Source organism: Mesorhizobium sp. DCY119, assembly GCF_003590645.1.
Lineage (GTDB): Bacteria > Pseudomonadota > Alphaproteobacteria > Rhizobiales > Rhizobiaceae > Mesorhizobium_M.
The window spans coordinates 530,702-547,066 of record NZ_CP031834.1; the positions used below are offsets into that span (position 1 = coordinate 530,702).

At 61.8% G+C, this 16,365-nt stretch carries 13 protein-coding genes; 2 read left to right on the forward strand and 11 right to left on the reverse strand.

From position 1 onward, the window contains the following. Positions 1-161 precede the first annotated feature (161 nt). Positions 162-1,697, forward strand: a complete 1,536-nt coding sequence (locus DZG07_RS02515) for a YifB family Mg chelatase-like AAA ATPase (RefSeq protein ID WP_091915942.1) — start codon at positions 162-164, stop codon at positions 1,695-1,697. 51 nt (positions 1,698-1,748) lie between these two features. Here DZG07_RS02515 and DZG07_RS02520 read toward each other — a convergent pair whose 3' ends face one another. The 9 genes from DZG07_RS02520 to dnaK all read right to left on the reverse strand — a co-directional run bounded on the left by DZG07_RS02520 (position 1,749) and on the right by dnaK (position 11,149). Next, on the reverse strand, positions 1,749-2,324 hold the full coding sequence (locus DZG07_RS02520) for a transglutaminase-like cysteine peptidase (RefSeq protein WP_244537912.1): 576 nt from the start codon (positions 2,322-2,324) through the stop codon (positions 1,749-1,751). A 310-nt stretch (positions 2,325-2,634) separates the two neighbouring features. After that, complete coding sequence (locus tag DZG07_RS02525; protein ID WP_119814028.1) at positions 2,635-3,912, reverse strand: polyhydroxyalkanoate depolymerase; 1,278 nt, start codon at positions 3,910-3,912, stop codon at positions 2,635-2,637. Between the two features lie 204 nt (positions 3,913-4,116). Beyond that, complete coding sequence (locus DZG07_RS02530; protein ID WP_119814030.1) at positions 4,117-4,407, reverse strand: DUF1330 domain-containing protein; 291 nt, start codon at positions 4,405-4,407, stop codon at positions 4,117-4,119. Positions 4,408-4,575: 168 nt separating this feature from the next. Beyond that, the gene (gene pyrF / locus DZG07_RS02535) at positions 4,576-5,274 is read right to left on the reverse strand and encodes an orotidine-5'-phosphate decarboxylase (RefSeq protein WP_119814032.1); all 699 of its coding nucleotides are present in this window, start codon (positions 5,272-5,274) and stop codon (positions 4,576-4,578) included. Further along, the gene (locus DZG07_RS02540; protein WP_162931535.1) at positions 5,271-5,867 is read right to left on the reverse strand and encodes an NAD(P)H-dependent oxidoreductase; all 597 of its coding nucleotides are present in this window, start codon (positions 5,865-5,867) and stop codon (positions 5,271-5,273) included. Before DZG07_RS02540 ends, pyrF begins: the two co-directional genes overlap by 4 nt. A 61-nt stretch (positions 5,868-5,928) precedes the next feature. Beyond that, complete coding sequence (gene pmtA, locus DZG07_RS02545) at positions 5,929-6,537, reverse strand: phospholipid N-methyltransferase PmtA (RefSeq protein ID WP_091915608.1); 609 nt, start codon at positions 6,535-6,537, stop codon at positions 5,929-5,931. 113 nt (positions 6,538-6,650) lie between these two features. Next, positions 6,651-7,778 (reverse strand): molecular chaperone DnaJ, encoded by a 1,128-nt coding sequence (gene dnaJ, locus DZG07_RS02550; RefSeq protein ID WP_091915610.1) that lies wholly within the window; start codon positions 7,776-7,778, stop codon positions 6,651-6,653. A 174-nt stretch (positions 7,779-7,952) separates the two neighbouring features. Then, the gene (locus DZG07_RS02555) at positions 7,953-9,044 is read right to left on the reverse strand and encodes an acyltransferase (protein ID WP_133304715.1); all 1,092 of its coding nucleotides are present in this window, start codon (positions 9,042-9,044) and stop codon (positions 7,953-7,955) included. Between the two features lie 188 nt (positions 9,045-9,232). Further along, complete coding sequence (dnaK, locus tag DZG07_RS02560) at positions 9,233-11,149, reverse strand: molecular chaperone DnaK (RefSeq protein ID WP_091915614.1); 1,917 nt, start codon at positions 11,147-11,149, stop codon at positions 9,233-9,235. A 216-nt stretch (positions 11,150-11,365) separates the two neighbouring features. On the opposite strand from dnaK, the gene DZG07_RS02565 reads away from it, so the two are divergent. Further along, positions 11,366-12,490, forward strand: a complete 1,125-nt coding sequence (locus DZG07_RS02565) for a zinc metalloprotease HtpX (RefSeq protein ID WP_119814036.1) — start codon at positions 11,366-11,368, stop codon at positions 12,488-12,490. Here the strand turns inward: DZG07_RS02565 and DZG07_RS02570 are convergent, their stop codons facing one another. Beyond that, a complete protein-coding gene (locus DZG07_RS02570; protein WP_119814038.1) occupies positions 12,491-13,477 on the reverse strand; it encodes a Gfo/Idh/MocA family oxidoreductase in 987 nt (328 codons plus the stop codon). Between the two features lie 480 nt (positions 13,478-13,957). Continuing rightward, positions 13,958-16,363: a phenylalanine--tRNA ligase subunit beta gene (gene pheT, locus DZG07_RS02575; RefSeq protein ID WP_119814040.1), complete on the reverse strand. Its 2,406-nt coding sequence runs from the start codon at positions 16,361-16,363 to the stop codon at positions 13,958-13,960. Positions 16,364-16,365 lie beyond the last annotated feature (2 nt).

The following is a 16,365-nucleotide window of genomic DNA, read 5'->3' on the forward strand; positions in this document are numbered from 1 at the left end:
AATGTTCCAGCGTTGCAACCGGCATCAACCCGGTTGCAATCTGGACGGCAATTTTGTTCCCGTCTTGTTCTTGATTTGCTCTACAATCTATGCTTGTCTGGCCTGGGGTTATCACTGGGTTGGACATCTAGCTGATGTCCGGCGGTACGTCGGGGGACGGCATGGTATCGCGCGTACGCACGGTTGCATTTCAGGGCATCGAGGCGGTTCCCGTCGACGTGCAGGTGATGGTCGCGCCCGGTAAAGTCGGCATGCACATCGTCGGCCTGGGCGACAAGGCGGTGGCCGAAAGCCGGGAACGGGTGCAGGCGGCGCTTCACGCATCCGGTCTGTCGATGCCGTCCAAGAAGGTGACCGTTAATCTCGCACCGGCAGACCTGCCGAAGGAAGGCAGCCACTACGACCTGCCGATCGCGCTCGGCCTGATGGCGGCACTTGGCGCCGTCCCGGGCGATGCGCTTTCCGGCTATGTCGTGCTTGGCGAATTGTCGCTCGACGGCACGATCGCCGCAGTGTCCGGTGCGCTGCCGGCGGCAATGGCAGCCAATGCCGAAGGCAAGGGCCTGATCTGTCCGGCGGCGTCCGGACCGGAAGCGGCATGGGCAGGCTCGGAGATCGACATACTGGCGCCGCGAAGCCTGATCGGCATTGCCAACCATTTCCGCGGCACACAGGTTCTGTCGCGGCCGGAGGCAAGCATCCACGCGCCGGCCTCGGACCTGCCGGATCTTGCCGATATCAAGGGGCAGGAGAGCGCCAAGCGCGCGCTGGAGGTGGCCGCTGCCGGCGGTCACAATCTGATGATGGTCGGGCCGCCCGGATCGGGAAAATCCATGCTCGCCCAGCGCCTGCCCTCCATTCTGCCGCCGCTGGCGCCCAAGGAACTGCTCGAAGTCTCGATGATCGCCTCGGTTGCCGGCGAACTCGCCGGTGGCAGGCTGACCGACCGGCGGCCCTTTCGCGCGCCGCATCATTCGGCATCGATGGCGGCGATGGTCGGTGGCGGCCTTCGCGTGCGTCCGGGAGAGGTTTCCCTCGCCCACAATGGCGTCCTGTTCCTCGACGAGTTTCCGGAGTTCTCGCCGCAGACGCTCGACGCGCTGCGCCAGCCGCTCGAAACCGGCGAGTGCATGATCGCGCGCGCCAATCACCGCGTCACCTATCCGGCGCGTATCCAGCTGATCGCGGCGATGAACCCGTGCCGCTGCGGCATGGCCGGCGAGCCCGGTTACCGCTGCGCGCGCGGTCCGCGCTGCCAGTCGGACTATCAGGCGCGGATTTCGGGACCGTTGCTGGACCGCATAGACCTGCGCATCGAGGTGCCGGCGGTCTCGGCGAGCGATCTGATCCGGCCCGGTGCTGCAGAAAAGAGCGCCGTGGTGGCGGCACGCGTGTCGGCCGCCCGCGCCATTCAGCGGGACCGTTTCGAGCGCATCGGCGCCTCGGCGTCGCTCACCAATGCGCATTGCGCAACCGCGCTCATCGAAGAGATCGCCAAGCCTGATGCAGCCGGGCTGTCGCTGTTGCATGATGCGAGCGAAAAGCTCGGCTTTTCGGCGCGCGCCTATCATCGTGTGCTGAAAGTGGCGCGCACTTTGGCCGATCTCGACGGCAGCGAAACCGTCGGCCGCATTCATCTCGCGGAGGCTATTTCCTACAGGATGACTGGTGAGCGGCTCGCACAGGCAGCCGCGTAGAAGGGAAGAGGCGCCGCTGTGTCAAGCATGGCGCGGCGTTATACGGCGTAGCTACTGAACCGCGCCAACGAGCGGTGCCTGGCCTTCGCGGATCGTGACCCAGTGACCGGTGTGATCGCTGGCCTGACGCTTGAGGAAGCGATAGCCGGTTTCGTCCCACTGGCGCACGGCATCCGTCAGATTGTCGAGGATGAAGTCGCCCTTGTCGGTTCGCACGGTCAAAACGGCATGGCCTTCGCCATCCGGCTTGCGCACGACGGTTATCAGCAGGTTGGATACCGACAGGCCCTTGTGGATCAGCTGCCGGCGCTTTTCGAGCACATAGTCTTCGCAATCGCCGACGCCGTTGTCGGGATAGGCCCAGACCTCGTCCTTGCCGTAGATGTCGAAATCGTTCATCGGCGTGACGGCGCGGTTGACCTCGAGGTTGACGGCAACAAGCGTCTTCCAGAGAGATCCGGTGACATGTTCCGGAACTGAGTTGCGCGAGCGTATGGAGCATTCGGAGGGATTGATCTTGCAGAACTCGTAGTGACCGATCGGCTGCGAGGTCAGGCCACCCGTGACCATCGGCGACGACGCGAGAGCAGGCGAGATCGACCACGCAGTCGCCGTCAAGCCGATCATCAATGCCACGCGCCTGGATGCGCGCCATGCTTTCGGTGAGGAGTTCATTGCCCCGGTCCCGTTCGCCCTGTTTGTTAACAAAACGTTAAGGTCCGTGATGGGTCAATGTCAATTACAGCGAAGGGATGATTGACTTCATGGTTACCGACGAGGCCGGACAGCGACGATTTTGCAACAGAAGGCCCGGCCCTCAGGCAAATTGGTGGATCGGCCTACACGTATAGGTCGAGCGCAGGGTATAGGAACCCACAAGCATCCCTGTCCTGATCAAAAGGACAGGGTGTCATCCGCGTCCTACGCTCAACGGCGGTCAGGACTTGCCGGAGCGCACCAGTCGCGGCTTCTGCTGCACGCGGCTTTGCCGGCCATAGCTGTTGATGAAATCGGCAATACGCGGCACGATCTCCGACCGGAAGCGCGAACCGTTGAACACGCCATAGTGACCGACGGCCGGCTGCATGTAGTGCGCGCGCATCTCGTCAGGGATGTTGACGCAGAGATCATGGGCCGCCTGGGTCTGCCCCAGGCCTGAAATATCATCGTTCTCGCCTTCGATCGTCAGCAGCGCCACATTGCGGATGGCTGTTGGATCGACCGGAACGCCGCGATGAGTCATCTCGCCCTTCGGCAAGGCGTGGCGGACGAACACCGTATCCACCGTCTGCAGGTAGAATTCGGCGGTCAGGTCCATCACCGCCAGATATTCGTCATAGAAGTCGCGATGCTTTTCGGCGCCGTCGCCATCGTGCTTCACAAGGTGCATGAAGAAGTCCTTGTGGGCGATGATGTGCCGGTCGAGATTCATGCTCATGAAGCCGGAAAGCTGCAGGAAACCGGGATAGACATCGCGGGTGAAGCCAGGCACCGGCCACGGCACCTGCATGATGACATTGTCGCGGAACCAGTCGATGCCCTTTTCCTCGGCCAGGAGATTGACCGCGGTGGGGTTGCGGCGCGTATCGATCGGCCCGCCCATCAGCGTCATCGTTGACGGCGCGAAACGATCGCCCCGCGCTTCCATGATCGCAGCTGCCGCCAGAACCGGAACGGACGGCTGGCAAACGGCCATGACATGGGTGTCGGGACCCAGCGCATGCAGCATGTCGATGACGTAGTCGATATAGTCGTCGAGATCGAACCTGCCTTCCGAAACCGGCACCATGCGGGCATCGGTCCAGTCGGTGATGTAAACGTCGGCATGCGGCATCATCGCTTCAACGGTGCCGCGCAGCAGCGTTGCGTAGTGACCCGACATCGGAGCGACGATCAAAAGCTTCGGATCCGGCCGGCGCGCTGCGGGCAAAGCGCGCTCGAAATGCAGGAGATTGCAGAACGGGCGCGACCATACCGTCTTTTCAGTCACCGGCACCGTCTTCCAGTCGACCACCGTCTGCGGCAGGTCGAAACGCGGCTTGCCATAGCGCCGCGTCGTGCGCTCGAACAGTTCGGCCGTCGCTGCTATCGAACGGCCCCATTGGGTGTGAGAGAAGGGGTTGAGCGGGTTGGAGTAGAACAGCCTCACCGCATCGGCATAGGCTCTCGCCGGCTGAAGCGCCGCGTGGTTCATTTCATAAAACTGATAGAACATTCGAGAACCTTCTCCAGCCAGACAGCCGTCCGGGAGCCTGTTTCGCCCTGCTGACAAGGTAGCGCGAAATTGTTGCAGCGCAATACGTCACGCTGCGTGAATTATACTCATACTTTGGTCCAAGGTGTTGAAAAACCGTTGCAGCCGGTGCTTGCCGGCTCACAAACCGTCATTTTGCATTGCAACAAGCTGCTTGACCTAGCGTCAGGATGACCCTTCCACCAACACGATCTCGCCATCGGCGAATTTCTGCCGGATAGCCTTTGCCGCCTGGTATTCGGGTGAGTTGTAGCAATCGCGCGCGGCCGCCAGCGACGGAAACTCGATCACCACATTGCGCGCGCGGCCGGGGCCTTCAACGACCTCATGCGCACCGCCACGAACCAGGAAATTGGCGCCAAAGCGCTCGAAAGCCGGCTTGGCGGTTGAAACATAGTCCTTGTAGCCCTCGGGGTCGCGAACATCGACGCGAGCGATCCAATATCCCTTGGCCATTATTTTCTTCTCCTTTGGTCTTGTGCGTCCTTCGAGGCTCGCCCTTCAAAGAAGAGGGAACCCGGCTGCGTCCTGCCGGCTCGCACCTCAGGATGAGGGAGACAAGTACGCAATCCTCCCTCATCCTGAGGTGCGAGCGAAGCGAGCCTCGAAGGACGCACGGCAAGCCTATGCCGCACTCATTTCCTGCAAGATAGCTTCCGCCGCTGCTCGTCTGTCAACCGCAGCGACGATCGGCCGTGCGACGACGAGGTGGCTGGAGCCGTTGCGGATGGCCTGGGCCGGCGTCACGACGCGTTTCTGATCGCCATGCTCGCTGCCGGCGGGGCGAATGCCCGGCGTAACGACGGCCATGTCGGGACCGACGATCTTGCGCACGGCGGATGCTTCATCGGCCGAGCAGACGATGCCGCCCATGCCTGCCTGCAATGCCTGTTCGGAACGTCGCAGCACCAGCGTGTGCGGATCATATTCATAGCCCGCGTCGATCACGTCCTGCTGGTCCATGGAGGTCAGCACGGTCACGGCGAGCAGACAGAGATCGCTGCCCTGGGCAGCCGCGACTGCAGCCTTCATCGCCTTGGGGTAGGCGTGCAGCGTCAGCATGGACACGCCCATCTTGACGATGTTCTCCACGGCCTTGGCCACCGTGTTGTCGATGTCCAGCAGCTTCATGTCGAGGAAGACTTTCGTTCCGCCGCTTGCCAGTTCGCGGGCGAAATCGAGGCCTCCGGCAAAGGCGAGCTGGTAGCCGATCTTGTAGAAAGTGACGGTGCCTTCAAGCTCGCGCACCGCAGCTTCCGCTTCCTTCAGCGTCGGCACATCAAGGCCGACGATCAGGCGGTCGCGCATCGCTTCAACCGTCATGCGTCGATCCTTGTCGAAAGCATGCGAGCGCGCTCGATCAGCGTGCGCGCGACATTTTCCATGGCGTGGCGAAGACGCTCTTCCCTGAAGTCGCCGTTCTCGTCAAAGGCTTGGCTTGCATGGGCGACGGAACATTGCGGCGTGATGATTTCGACCTGGCAATTCATCAGCACCGAGCGCAGGTGATAGAGGCCGCGGAGGCCGGCGAAATTACCGTCCGACGACGAGCACAGTGCCGCGACCTTGCCGGCATATGGCTTGAAGGGGTGGCCGCCATCCTTGCGGACGCGACTGACCCAGTCGATCGCATTCTTCAACAGCGGCGGGATCGACGAATTGTATTCCGGGCTGGCGATCAGGAAGCCGTCATGCGCGGCGATCTGGCGGCCAAGCCTGACGGCGTTTTCGGGGACGCCTTTTTCCGCCTCGAGATCCTCGTCCATGATCGGCAGCGGATAGTCGCCAAGCGAAATGCGGGTCACTTCGGCGCCCTGGAGGGCCAATTCCTTGACCGCGGCATCAGCGGTCCTGCCGCTAAATGCCCCGGTGCGGATCGACCCGGCAAAGACGAGAATTCGGGCAGTCATCGGCATAGCTCCTGTTCACCCGGGTATAGGCGAACTGGCGTTCTAATCAACCGTCAAGATTGCAGCGTCAACCGTTTGCGCCGCGGCGATAGATCCAAAGCTGCGCCGGCGGAATGTTGCGGATAACGAAGTCGAAATGCTCGACCGTATATTCGCCCCGTCCGGCCGGAACCGGCGACAGCGGCCCATAGGTGATCTGGACGACCGGCCGACCATGCGGCAGCCGATCGAGGATGCCGTTTATGTAGTCGACCCGCTTCGAGACCGGGAAGTTGAGCAGCGGCACGCCGGAAATCGCGCAGTCGAACTGAATCCGATCCTTGGGGCCAAGCGTCTCGTCAAGGTTGAAGGCATCGCCCTGGATGACGTTGACGCCGGGATAACCCCTGCGCACATGGTCGACGAATTCTTCCGAATATTCGACGGCGTAAAGGTTCTGCGGCTTGATGCCCCGGGCCAGGATCGCCTTGGTGATGACGCCGGTGCCGGGTCCGAGTTCCAGAACGGGCAGGCCGGAGGCCGGGTTGATGATGGAGGCCATGCGGCGGGCGGTGATGGAGCTGGTCGGAACGATGGAGCCGACAGCCTTGGGCTTGTCGATCCAGCCCTTGAAGAAGCGCAACTCGTCGTCGAACTTTGTCGCGAGCGACTTGCGCAAACCAGACCCACGTGCCATCGGCATACTCTCCTGCTTTCGTGTGCCCCGGTGTGATCTTTACGTCACGTAATCTGTGACGCAAGACAAAATGGGGCCGACTTTCGCAAAACCAACAGCTTGCGGTTGCTGCTCTACTCTCCGAAAGACTCGAAAAAGTCCTTCATGCGCGAGAAGAATCCGCTCGACTGCGGACTGTTGTCCTTGGATGAAAGCTGCTCGAACTCCTCCAGAAGCTCGCGCTGACGCTTGGTCAGGTTCTGCGGCGTCTCGACCGCCGTCTGGATATAGAGGTCGCCGATATTGGGCTGGCGCAGAATGGGCATGCCCTTGCCCTTGAGGCGGAACTGACGGCCGTTCTGCGTGCCTTCCGGCACCTTCACGCGGGTCTGGGTGCCGTCGAGGGTCGCCACCTCGAAAGAACCGCCGAGGGCGGCGGTCGTCATCGAGATCGGCACCTTGCAGTAGAGGTCTGCGCCGTCGCGCTGGAAGAACTCGTGCGGTTTGACCGAGAGGAAGATGTAGAGATCGCCCGAAGGTCCACCGCGCAGGCCGGCCTCGCCTTCACTGGCGAGCCTGATGCGCGTGCCGTCCTCGATGCCGGCCGGAATGTTGACCGACAGCGAGCGCTCTTCGGTGACGCGGCCCTGGCCCGAGCATTTTGCGCACGGGTCCTTGATCATCTGGCCGCGGCCCTGACATTGCGGGCAGGTGCGCTCGATGGAGAAGAAGCCCTGGCTGGCGCGAACGCGGCCCGAGCCGGAGCACATGGTGCAGGTGACCGGCTGCGTGCCGGGCTTGGCGCCCGAACCGGAACAATCGGTGCAGGAGATGGAGGCCGGCACATGGATCTGCGCGGTCTTGCCGGCAAATGCCTCCTCAAGCGTGATTTCCATATTGTAGCGAAGATCGGCGCCGCGCTCGCGGCCGCCGGAGGAGCGGCGCTGGCGGCCACCCATCATCTCGCCGAAGATATCTTCGAATATGTCGGAGAAACCGCCGCCGCCGAAACCCTGTCCGCCGCCATTCATGCCGCCGTTCTCGAAGGCGGCGTGGCCGAAACGATCATAGGCCGCGCGCTTCTGCGGGTCCTTCAGCGTCTCATAGGCTTCGTTGATTTCCTTGAACTTGTGCTCGCAGGCATGATCGCCCGGATTACGGTCCGGGTGGAACTGCATTGCGAGCTTGCGAAAGGCGCTCTTCAGTTCCTTCTCGTCCGCGCCCTTCTGGACGCCCAAGGTTTCGTAGAAATCAGCTTTCATCTTATCCCATGAACCGGAGAGCAATGTCTTTGCGCATCGTTTCGTCCGTCTGCTTGCGGCAACTGGCACCGATTTAGTAAACCGCGAGCCCATATGCCATAGGGCAGAGCAGTCAAAGGCGCAGTTTTCGCCAGAAAATCAGTGCTTGCGGCAAGTAAAACGGGTTTGTGGCCCTTAGGCAGCACTTCTCCCGGCAGCAGACGTCGCCGCTTCGCCGAAACGAGCGTTGAGATAACGGCTCACTGGGCCTTCGAAATAGCGGTCGGAAAGCAGGGCAACCGCCAAAACAGTGGCTGCCGGCAGAAACCAATAGGCGTAAAAGGAGACCATGCCCGTTGGCTCGACGACCTTGCGCCAGAGGACGGCGAAAAGAACCGTCTCAACGACCGGATGGAGCATGTAGATGCCGAAGGAGACGCGGCCGATCGGATGAAGCGGCTTCAGGTAATGCGCAGCTTCGGGATCGTTGCGCTCGGCCACGGCGGCAAAGAACGTTGCCGCTGCCAGCAGAAGCACGATGACATAGGCGTTTTGCAGCGTCGCCATGGCGATGATCGCTGCAATGAAGAACAGCCATCCCGGCACCATGCTCGAAAGTTTCAACCGGCTGTCGCGGACGGCTATGGCGACCATGGCGCCAAGGGCGAAATCGGCAAAGGCGCGGTAGGCGCCCCAGGTGTTGGCCTCAAGCCAACTCGGAAACGGCATCCAGCCCCAGGCGACGGCAAACTCCAGCATGGTGATGGTGGACGCCGCCACCCCCGCCACGCCCCATATTCCCTGCCAACGATATGCCAGCACGATGACAGGCAAGGTCAGGTAACAGAACCACTCGGCAGACAGCGTCCAGCCGACATAGTTGAAGGTGAGACTGTCAGTCAGGCCCCAGGCCTGTACCAGCGCAATGTTGGCCGGCAGCGCCGACCAGGCGTAGCGCTCAGGCTGGTCGGACTGGACCAGGCCAAAATGCAGCGCCAGTGCCACCAGGCAGAAGAACAGCACTGTTGCCAGATAGAGCGGATAAAGCCGCGCCAGGCGCCGCACGATGAAGCGCCGGAACGAGCCCGGCTCGGTCAGCAGCGTATCGGCATAGCGCAGAGTGATCAGGAAGCCGGAGATCATGAAGAACATCTCCATCAACGGCAGCAGGCGGTAGAGTGCAGCACTCGCTGCCTCATGCCCGGCCGGTGCGTAGCGCAGGAAATGCCACATCATCACAGCTAGTGCTGCAGAAAGCCGCCAGACTTCGAGTGTCCTGAAATGCACGCGTCCCTATCCCAGCCCATCACCGACGGCGGAACTGCCGTGCGGTCCCCTGGCGATATTTCTACCACCATGAGGCTAGGTTGGCCCGGTTTCCTTTAGGCAAGCTTAATACGCGCTGAAGTTGCAAATCCGCACAAACAAAAAGCCCGGCGCGATGGCCGGGCTTTCGTGTCTACCTGCTAGTCGGATCAGGCAGATTTCTTCTTGTCGTCGTCTTCGTTGATTTCTTCGAAATCAGCGTCGACCACGTCGGAGTCCTTGGCGGCGTCGGCGGCGGCATCAGCCTCGGCTGCTTCCTTCTGCGAAGCCTCGTACATGGCCTGGCCGAGCTTCATGGAAACTTCGGCAAGCGTCTGCGTCTTGGCGCCGATGTCATCGACATCATCACCCTCGGCAGCCGTCTTCAAGGCAGCGATGGCGTCGGAGATCGCGGTGCGATCGGCTTCCGTAACCTTGTCGCCATAGTCCTTGAGCGACTTCTCGGACGAATGCACCAGAGCCTCGGCCTGGTTGCGAGCCTCGACAAGAGCACGACGCTTCTTGTCGGCCTCGGCATTGGACTCGGCATCCTTGACCATCTTCTCGATGTCGGCGTCCGAAAGGCCGCCAGACGCCTGGATGCGGATCTGGTGTTCCTTGCCGGTGCCCTTGTCCTTGGCCGAGACGTTGACGATGCCGTTGGCGTCGATGTCGAAGGTCACTTCGATCTGCGGCACGCCGCGCGGTGCCGGCGGAATGCCGACGAGATCGAACTGGCCGAGCATCTTGTTGTCGGCAGCCATTTCACGCTCGCCCTGGAAGACGCGGATCGTCACGGCCGACTGCGAATCCTCGGCGGTCGAGAAGACCTGGCTCTTCTTGGTCGGGATCGTGGTGTTGCGCTCGATGAGGCGCGTGAACACGCCGCCAAGCGTCTCGATGCCGAGCGACAGCGGGGTCACGTCGAGCAGCAGCACGTCCTTGACGTCGCCCTGCAGCACGCCGGCCTGAATGGCGGCGCCCATGGCAACGACTTCGTCAGGATTGACGCCCTTGTGCGGCTCCTTGCCAAAGAACTGCTTCACGATCTCCTGGATCTTGGGCATGCGGGTCATGCCGCCGACCAGAACGACCTCGTCGATTTCACCGGCCTTGAGGCCGGCATCCTTGAGGGCTGCCTTGCAGGGCTCGACCGTGCGCTGGACGAGATCGTCGACCAGCTGCTCGAACTTGGCGCGGGTAAGCTTCATCGTCAGGTGCTTCGGACCGGAAGCATCGGCGGTGATGAAGGGCAGGTTGATTTCGGTCTGGGCCGACGAGGAGAGCTCGATCTTGGCCTTTTCCGCAGCTTCCTTGAGGCGCTGAAGGGCGAGCTTGTCGTTCTTCAGGTCGATGCCCTGTTCCTTCTTGAACTCAGCCGCCAGATATTCGACCAGACGCATGTCGAAATCTTCACCGCCGAGGAAGGTGTCGCCATTGGTCGACTTCACCTCGAAGACGCCGTCGCCGATTTCCAGCACGGAAATGTCGAAGGTGCCGCCGCCAAGATCGTAGACGGCAATCGTCTTGCCTTCCTTCTTGTCGAGGCCATAGGCGAGTGCCGCAGCCGTCGGCTCGTTGATGATGCGCAGGACTTCAAGGCCGGCGATCTTGCCTGCATCCTTGGTTGCCTGGCGCTGGGCGTCGTTGAAATAGGCCGGAACGGTGATGACGGCCTTCTCGACCTTCTCGCCGAGATAGGCTTCCGCCGTTTCCTTCATCTTCTGAAGGATCATCGCCGAAATCTGGCTCGGCGACTGCTTGCGGCCGACAGCTTCGACCCAGGCGTCGCCATTGTCGCCCTTGACGATGTGGTAAGGGACAAGCTTCTTGTCCTTTTCGGTGACCGGGTCGTCATAGCGACGGCCGATCAGGCGCTTCACCGCAAAAATCGTGTTTTCAGGATTCGTCACCGCCTGGCGCTTGGCCGGCTGACCGACGAGGCGCTCGTCACCGTCACTGAAAGCGACGATGGAAGGGGTCGTGCGTGCGCCTTCCGCATTCTCGATGACCTTCGCGTCCTTGCCGTCCATGACGGCGACGCAGGAATTGGTCGTTCCCAAATCGATACCGATTACTTTAGCCATTTTTTCTACTCTCCGCTAAGCAGGCTGCCAGGACCCATGAGGCGTTCCGACGGCAGCCCCTGTTCACAAGAAATTTCGCTGGCTTGACCGTATCTGCGGCAGTTCCAGCGATTGTTGGGCGTATATAAGAACAGGCGCCACGGCGCGCAAGCGTCCTGACAACTATGCTGATGCCGGGAATAGGCAAATCGATACATCCATACCATATTTCATTGGATGAGCCCGAACCGAACGATCAATCTCTTCGCCCAACGCCGCAATCGCGTCGTCAACACTCTGCATACGTGGCTGCTGGGCGCGGCCAGCCTTTTTCTGCTCGCCATCACCGCCTGGGCCTTCGGCGGTGTGACGGGCGTGATCTTCGCCGTCATTTTCGGCGCGGTTTCGATGGCGGCTATACGCCGCGTCAGCCCGCAGATGGTGCTGGGCATGTACAAGGCCAAGCCGGTATCGCCCGAGATGTTTCCCACCGGCTTTCGCATCGTTTCGGACCTCGCACGCTGGGCCGGCCTGCCTTCGACGCCGAAACTTCACGTCATTCCTTCGAAGATGATGAATGCCTTCGCCGTCGGCCGGCGCGAGGATTCGGCCATTGCCATCACCGACGCGCTGGCCCGCAATCTTTCGACGCGCGAACTGGCCGGCGTCCTGGCCCATGAAATGAGTCATATCGCGCATGAGGACGTGAAGGTGATGGCCTTTGCCGACATGGTTTCGCGTTTTACCTCGATCATGTCGACCGTCGGGCTGTTTTCGCTTTTCCTCAACATCGGCGGGTTTTTCGGCGGCATGGGCCAGCAGATACCCTGGCTCGGCGTGCTGGTGCTGCTTGCCGCGCCGACGATTGGCGGCCTGCTGCAGATGGCGCTATCGCGCACCCGCGAATTCGATGCCGATCTGGGCGCCGCGATGCTGACCGGCGACCCGGACGGGCTGGCCTCCGCACTCGCCAAGCTCGAAAAGGCGCAAGGCCGGCGCTGGGAGAACATTTTGTTGCCGGGCGGGCGCATTCCCGACCCGTCGATCCTGCGCACCCATCCGAGAACCGAAGATCGCGTCGCGCGGCTGATGGCGCTGAAAGCGGCACAGGCTGCGGAAGACGGGATCGCTCTGCCGATGGGTACGCCCGCACAGCCACGGCCTTCGATCGTTCCAAAGATCAGGCCTTCCGCAGCCTCGCCCTTCGAGCCGACGGCCAATATCCACGCATTGCTGGCAATGCCGGATGCACCGGTCCCCGCCGATGGCGCCGATATCGAGCTGCCGGCCTGCATCGCCTCGCTCAATCCGCCGCAAAGCGCGCCGCGCGTCAGGTTCAGGCGCGGCGGCGTCTATTGGTAATCAGACCTTTTCCCAGCCGTCATGCTCGCCGGCGCGGAAAATGGCGTCGATGACCTTCTGGTTGAGAATGGAGTTTTCCAGCGTGAACACTTCGTCCTTGCCGCCCTGTGCGGCGCGGGCGAAGGCTTCGACCTCCAGCCGATATTGTTGGGTTCCCGGGAACCGGAAAACCTGCGCTTCGGAGTGATTCTGGTTGTGCAATTCGATGCGATGATGATCGTAAAGCCCGGCATTGAAGGGTGAGGCGACTTCGATAAAACCCTTGTCGCCGTGGAACACCATGCTCTGCCGCGCCGCCATCTGCGTCGAGAGATAGAAGGACAGCTCGAAATCGCCGAAATCGGCGCGGATCGATGAGTAGATATCCGTGCCGAAATTCTTGTCGCGCTCGATGGTCGCCTGGACGCGGTTCGGCTCCTTGCCGGTCGAAAAACGTGTCGCAACGGTCGGATAGACGCCGATGTCGGGCAACGCGCCGCCGCCGAGATCGAGATTGTTGCGCATGTTGTTCGGATCGACGTTGTAATAGGAAAACGCGCCCTGGACATGCCGCAAGCGCCCGATGGCGCCCTCGGCAATGAGGTCGCGCACCTTGATCCACTGCGGGTGGTAGACGACCATGAAGGCTTCGCAGATCAGCACCTTCTTGCGGTCACGAATTGCGATCAGCGGGACGATATCCCTGGCATCAAGCGCCAGCGGCTTTTCGACCAGCACGTGTTTTCCGGCCTCGGCGGCCTTTGCCGCCCATTCGACATGCTGCGAGGTCGGCAGCGGAATATAGACGCCGTCGACCGTATCGGAGGCCAGCAGCTCGTCGTAAGAGCCGAAGGCATGCGGCGCACCGAAGCGATCTGCAAGTGCTCGTGCCTTTTGCGCGTCGCGGCTGGCGATGGCGGAAATCACGCCATTCTGCGCGTCGGCGATTGCCGGCAAAAGCTGCTCGCGCGCGATCTTGGCGGTCGACAGAACTCCCCATCGAAACATTCTTGGCTCTCCTCACTCGTCGTTGGGCCGGAGCGTAGACAGCATGCGGTCAAAAGAAAAGCCGGACACGAGGCCCGGCTTTGCGACATGATTGACTACACAATCTTTTCCTAGTGTTTCCGCGTTGAGTCAGCATTTCGATCAATTTCGGACCAAAAAAATGGTTCCTCTATCGAGGGCCATTGTTCGCCGAATACGGAACCTTCAATAGAATCCAGCTTTCCCGTAACGCTGTCAAAAAATAACATCATCCCGCATTTCACGCTATCTGGCCCCACCAACGCTATGCGGGGCGGATCGAATACTCTGTGCCCCCAGCAGAGTGCGCGAGGAACACTCGCGGCGAGAATCGTAGTCATAAAACCGACCGGACTCCGTTCTCGCTCGCCGACTCGAAGTTTTCCGGCTTCGGAGGACGGATAGCCTATGAAGCGACAAAACTCCTCAACGAAAAACGTCTCCAACGGCGTGAGGAGCATTTCACCCCCGCAGCGCGCCGCCGGTCTGCTTCTTCACATTGTCGACGATACGCCCGGCGAGTGCTTCGAAATCCTCGTCGGTCAGCGTCTTTTCGACCGGCTGGATCGAAACTTCGATGGCTATCGACTTCTTGCCTTCGCCCAGCGAAGCGCCTTCGAAGATATCGAAGACGGAGACACCGGTGATCAGCTTCTTGTCTGCCGAGAGGGCCGCGCGCGTCAGCGTTCCGGCTTCCACCGCCTTGTCGACGACGAAGGCAAAATCGCGCTTCACCGCCTGGAAGGCTGAAAGCTCCAGCTTCGGCTTGGTGCGGGTCGGCTTGGCCTTTGGCTCGGGAATGGCATCGACGAACACTTCAAAGCCGCAGAGCGGGCCTGACACGTCGAGCACTTCGAGCGTTTTCGGGTGGAATTCGCCGAATGTGCCAAGCACGGTCTTGGGGCCGAGCTTTATCACGCCGGAGCGGCCCGGATGGTACCAGGAAGGCGCGCCCGTCTCGATCTGCAGCTTGTCGACCGGCGCGCCACAGGCTTCGAGCGCGGCAAGCGCGTCGGCCTTGGCGTCGAACACGCCGACCGGGCCGGCATTGCCGCTCCAGCTGCGGCCTGAGCCTTCGAGCTTCGCGGTGCCACGGCGAATGCCGGCAGCCACACGGCGCTGTTTTTCCGGCGTGTCGCCCTCATAGGTGCCCGACACTTCGAACAGCGCGACATCACTAAGCCCGCGATCGGCGTTGCGCTGGGCAGCAGCGAGCAGGCCGGGCAGCAGCGAAGGCCGCATGTCGGACATGTCGGCGGCGATCGGATTGGCAAGCTTCAGCTCGTTCTGGCCGCCGCCGAAAAGCTCGGCGTGCTTTGCCGGGATGAACGACCAGGTGACGGCCTCCATCATGCCGCGCACGGCCAGCGCACGACGGGCGGCGCGCGTGCGGATCTGGAGCGTCGTCAGGATCTTGCCATTGACGGCATCATGCGCGCCCAGCGGCTGGGGCAGGATGTTGTCGACGCCGTGAATGCGCATGACCTCTTCGACCAGATCGGCCTTGCCGTCGACATCGGGCCGCCAGGAGGGGACCTCGACATCGATCACGTCGCCATTGCCCAGCGGCTTGAAGCCGAGGCGCGCCAGAATATCGAGCGCTTCGTCCTTCGGAACCTCGATACCGGTCAGCCGCTTCACTTCCGACACGGGGAAGGAAACGATCTTGGGCGTGTGTCCGGCATAGCCGGTCACGTCGATCTCTGTCGGTTCGCCACCGCAGAAATCGAGCACCATGCGGGTTGCGAGCTCCAGGCCCGGAACCATGAATTCCGGATCGACGCCGCGCTCGAAGCGGTAGCGCGCATCGGTGATGATGCCGAGCGTGCGGCCGGTGCGGGCGGTCGTGATCGGATCCCACAGGGCCGATTCGATCAGCACGTCGGTGGTGTTCTCGTCGCTGCCGGTGTGCTCGCCGCCCATGACGCCGGCGATGGAATCGGCACCATTGTCGTCGGCGATGACGCACATTTCTGGCGTCAGCGTGTATTCGCGCTCGTTCAGCGCCAGCACCTTCTCGCCTTCCAGAGCCCGGCGCACGACCAGATTGCCGGCCACCTTCTTCAAGTCATAGACATGCAGCGGCCGGCCGCGGTCGAAGGTGAGATAATTGGTGACGTCGACCAGCGCATTGATGGGGCGCAGTCCAATGGCGATCAGCCGCTGCTGCAGCCATTTCGGCGACGGGCCGTTCTTCACGCCGCGCACGAGGCGCAAGGCAAAACCGGGGCAGAGCTCCGGTGCCTCGATCGTCACCTTGACCGGGCATGCGCCCTTGCCGGCGACCGGCTCGACTGCGCCGGTCTTCAACGTGCCGAGGCCGCTGGCCGCAAGATCGCGGGCGATGCCGTAAACGCCGGTCGCATCCGGGTGGTTCGGCGTCAGGTTGATCTCGATGACCGGGTCGTCCAGCTTGGCATAGGTGGCGAAAGGCGTGCCGACAGGAGCGTCTGCCGGCAGGTCGATGATGCCGTTATGTTCGTCGGAAAGTTCCAGCTCGCGCTCCGAGCACATCATGCCATGGCTCTCGACGCCACGAATCTTGCCGACGGAAAGCGTGACATCGATACCGGGCACATAGGTGCCGGGGGCAGCGAAAGCACCGATCAGCCCGGCCCGCGCATTTGGCGCACCGCAGACGACCTGCACCGGCTTGCCGTCGCCGATATCGACGCTCAGCACGCGCAACTTGTCGGCGTCGGGATGTTTTTCCGCCGTCAGCACCTTGGCGATGACGAACGGCTTGAGCGCTGCCTTGTCATCGACGGCTTCGACTTCGAGGCCGATCGAGGTCAGACGCTCGACGATTTCGTCAAGCGAAGCGTCCGTCTCGAGATGGTCCTTGAGCCAGGATAGGGTGAATTTCATTT

Bases quoted from the DNA above. Each gene is read 5' to 3' on its own strand.
- DZG07_RS02515 (WP_091915942.1), top strand. From the start codon at position 162: ATGGTATCGCGCGTACGCACGGTTGCATTTCAGGGCATCGAGGCGGTT.
- DZG07_RS02520 (WP_244537912.1), bottom strand. From the start codon at position 2,324: ATGATCGGCTTGACGGCGACTGCGTGGTCGATCTCGCCTGCTCTCGCG.
- DZG07_RS02525 (WP_119814028.1), bottom strand. From the start codon at position 3,912: ATGTTCTATCAGTTTTATGAAATGAACCACGCGGCGCTTCAGCCGGCG.
- DZG07_RS02530 (WP_119814030.1), bottom strand. From the start codon at position 4,407: ATGGCCAAGGGATATTGGATCGCTCGCGTCGATGTTCGCGACCCCGAG.
- pyrF (WP_119814032.1), bottom strand. From the start codon at position 5,274: ATGACGGTTGAAGCGATGCGCGACCGCCTGATCGTCGGCCTTGATGTG.
- DZG07_RS02540 (WP_162931535.1), bottom strand. From the start codon at position 5,867: ATGCCGATGACTGCCCGAATTCTCGTCTTTGCCGGGTCGATCCGCACC.
- pmtA (WP_091915608.1), bottom strand. From the start codon at position 6,537: ATGGCACGTGGGTCTGGTTTGCGCAAGTCGCTCGCGACAAAGTTCGAC.
- dnaJ (WP_091915610.1), bottom strand. From the start codon at position 7,778: ATGAAAGCTGATTTCTACGAAACCTTGGGCGTCCAGAAGGGCGCGGAC.
- dnaK (WP_091915614.1), bottom strand. From the start codon at position 11,149: ATGGCTAAAGTAATCGGTATCGATTTGGGAACGACCAATTCCTGCGTC.
- DZG07_RS02565 (WP_119814036.1), top strand. From the start codon at position 11,366: ATGAGCCCGAACCGAACGATCAATCTCTTCGCCCAACGCCGCAATCGC.
- DZG07_RS02570 (WP_119814038.1), bottom strand. From the start codon at position 13,477: ATGTTTCGATGGGGAGTTCTGTCGACCGCCAAGATCGCGCGCGAGCAG.
- pheT (WP_119814040.1), bottom strand. From the start codon at position 16,363: ATGAAATTCACCCTATCCTGGCTCAAGGACCATCTCGAGACGGACGCT.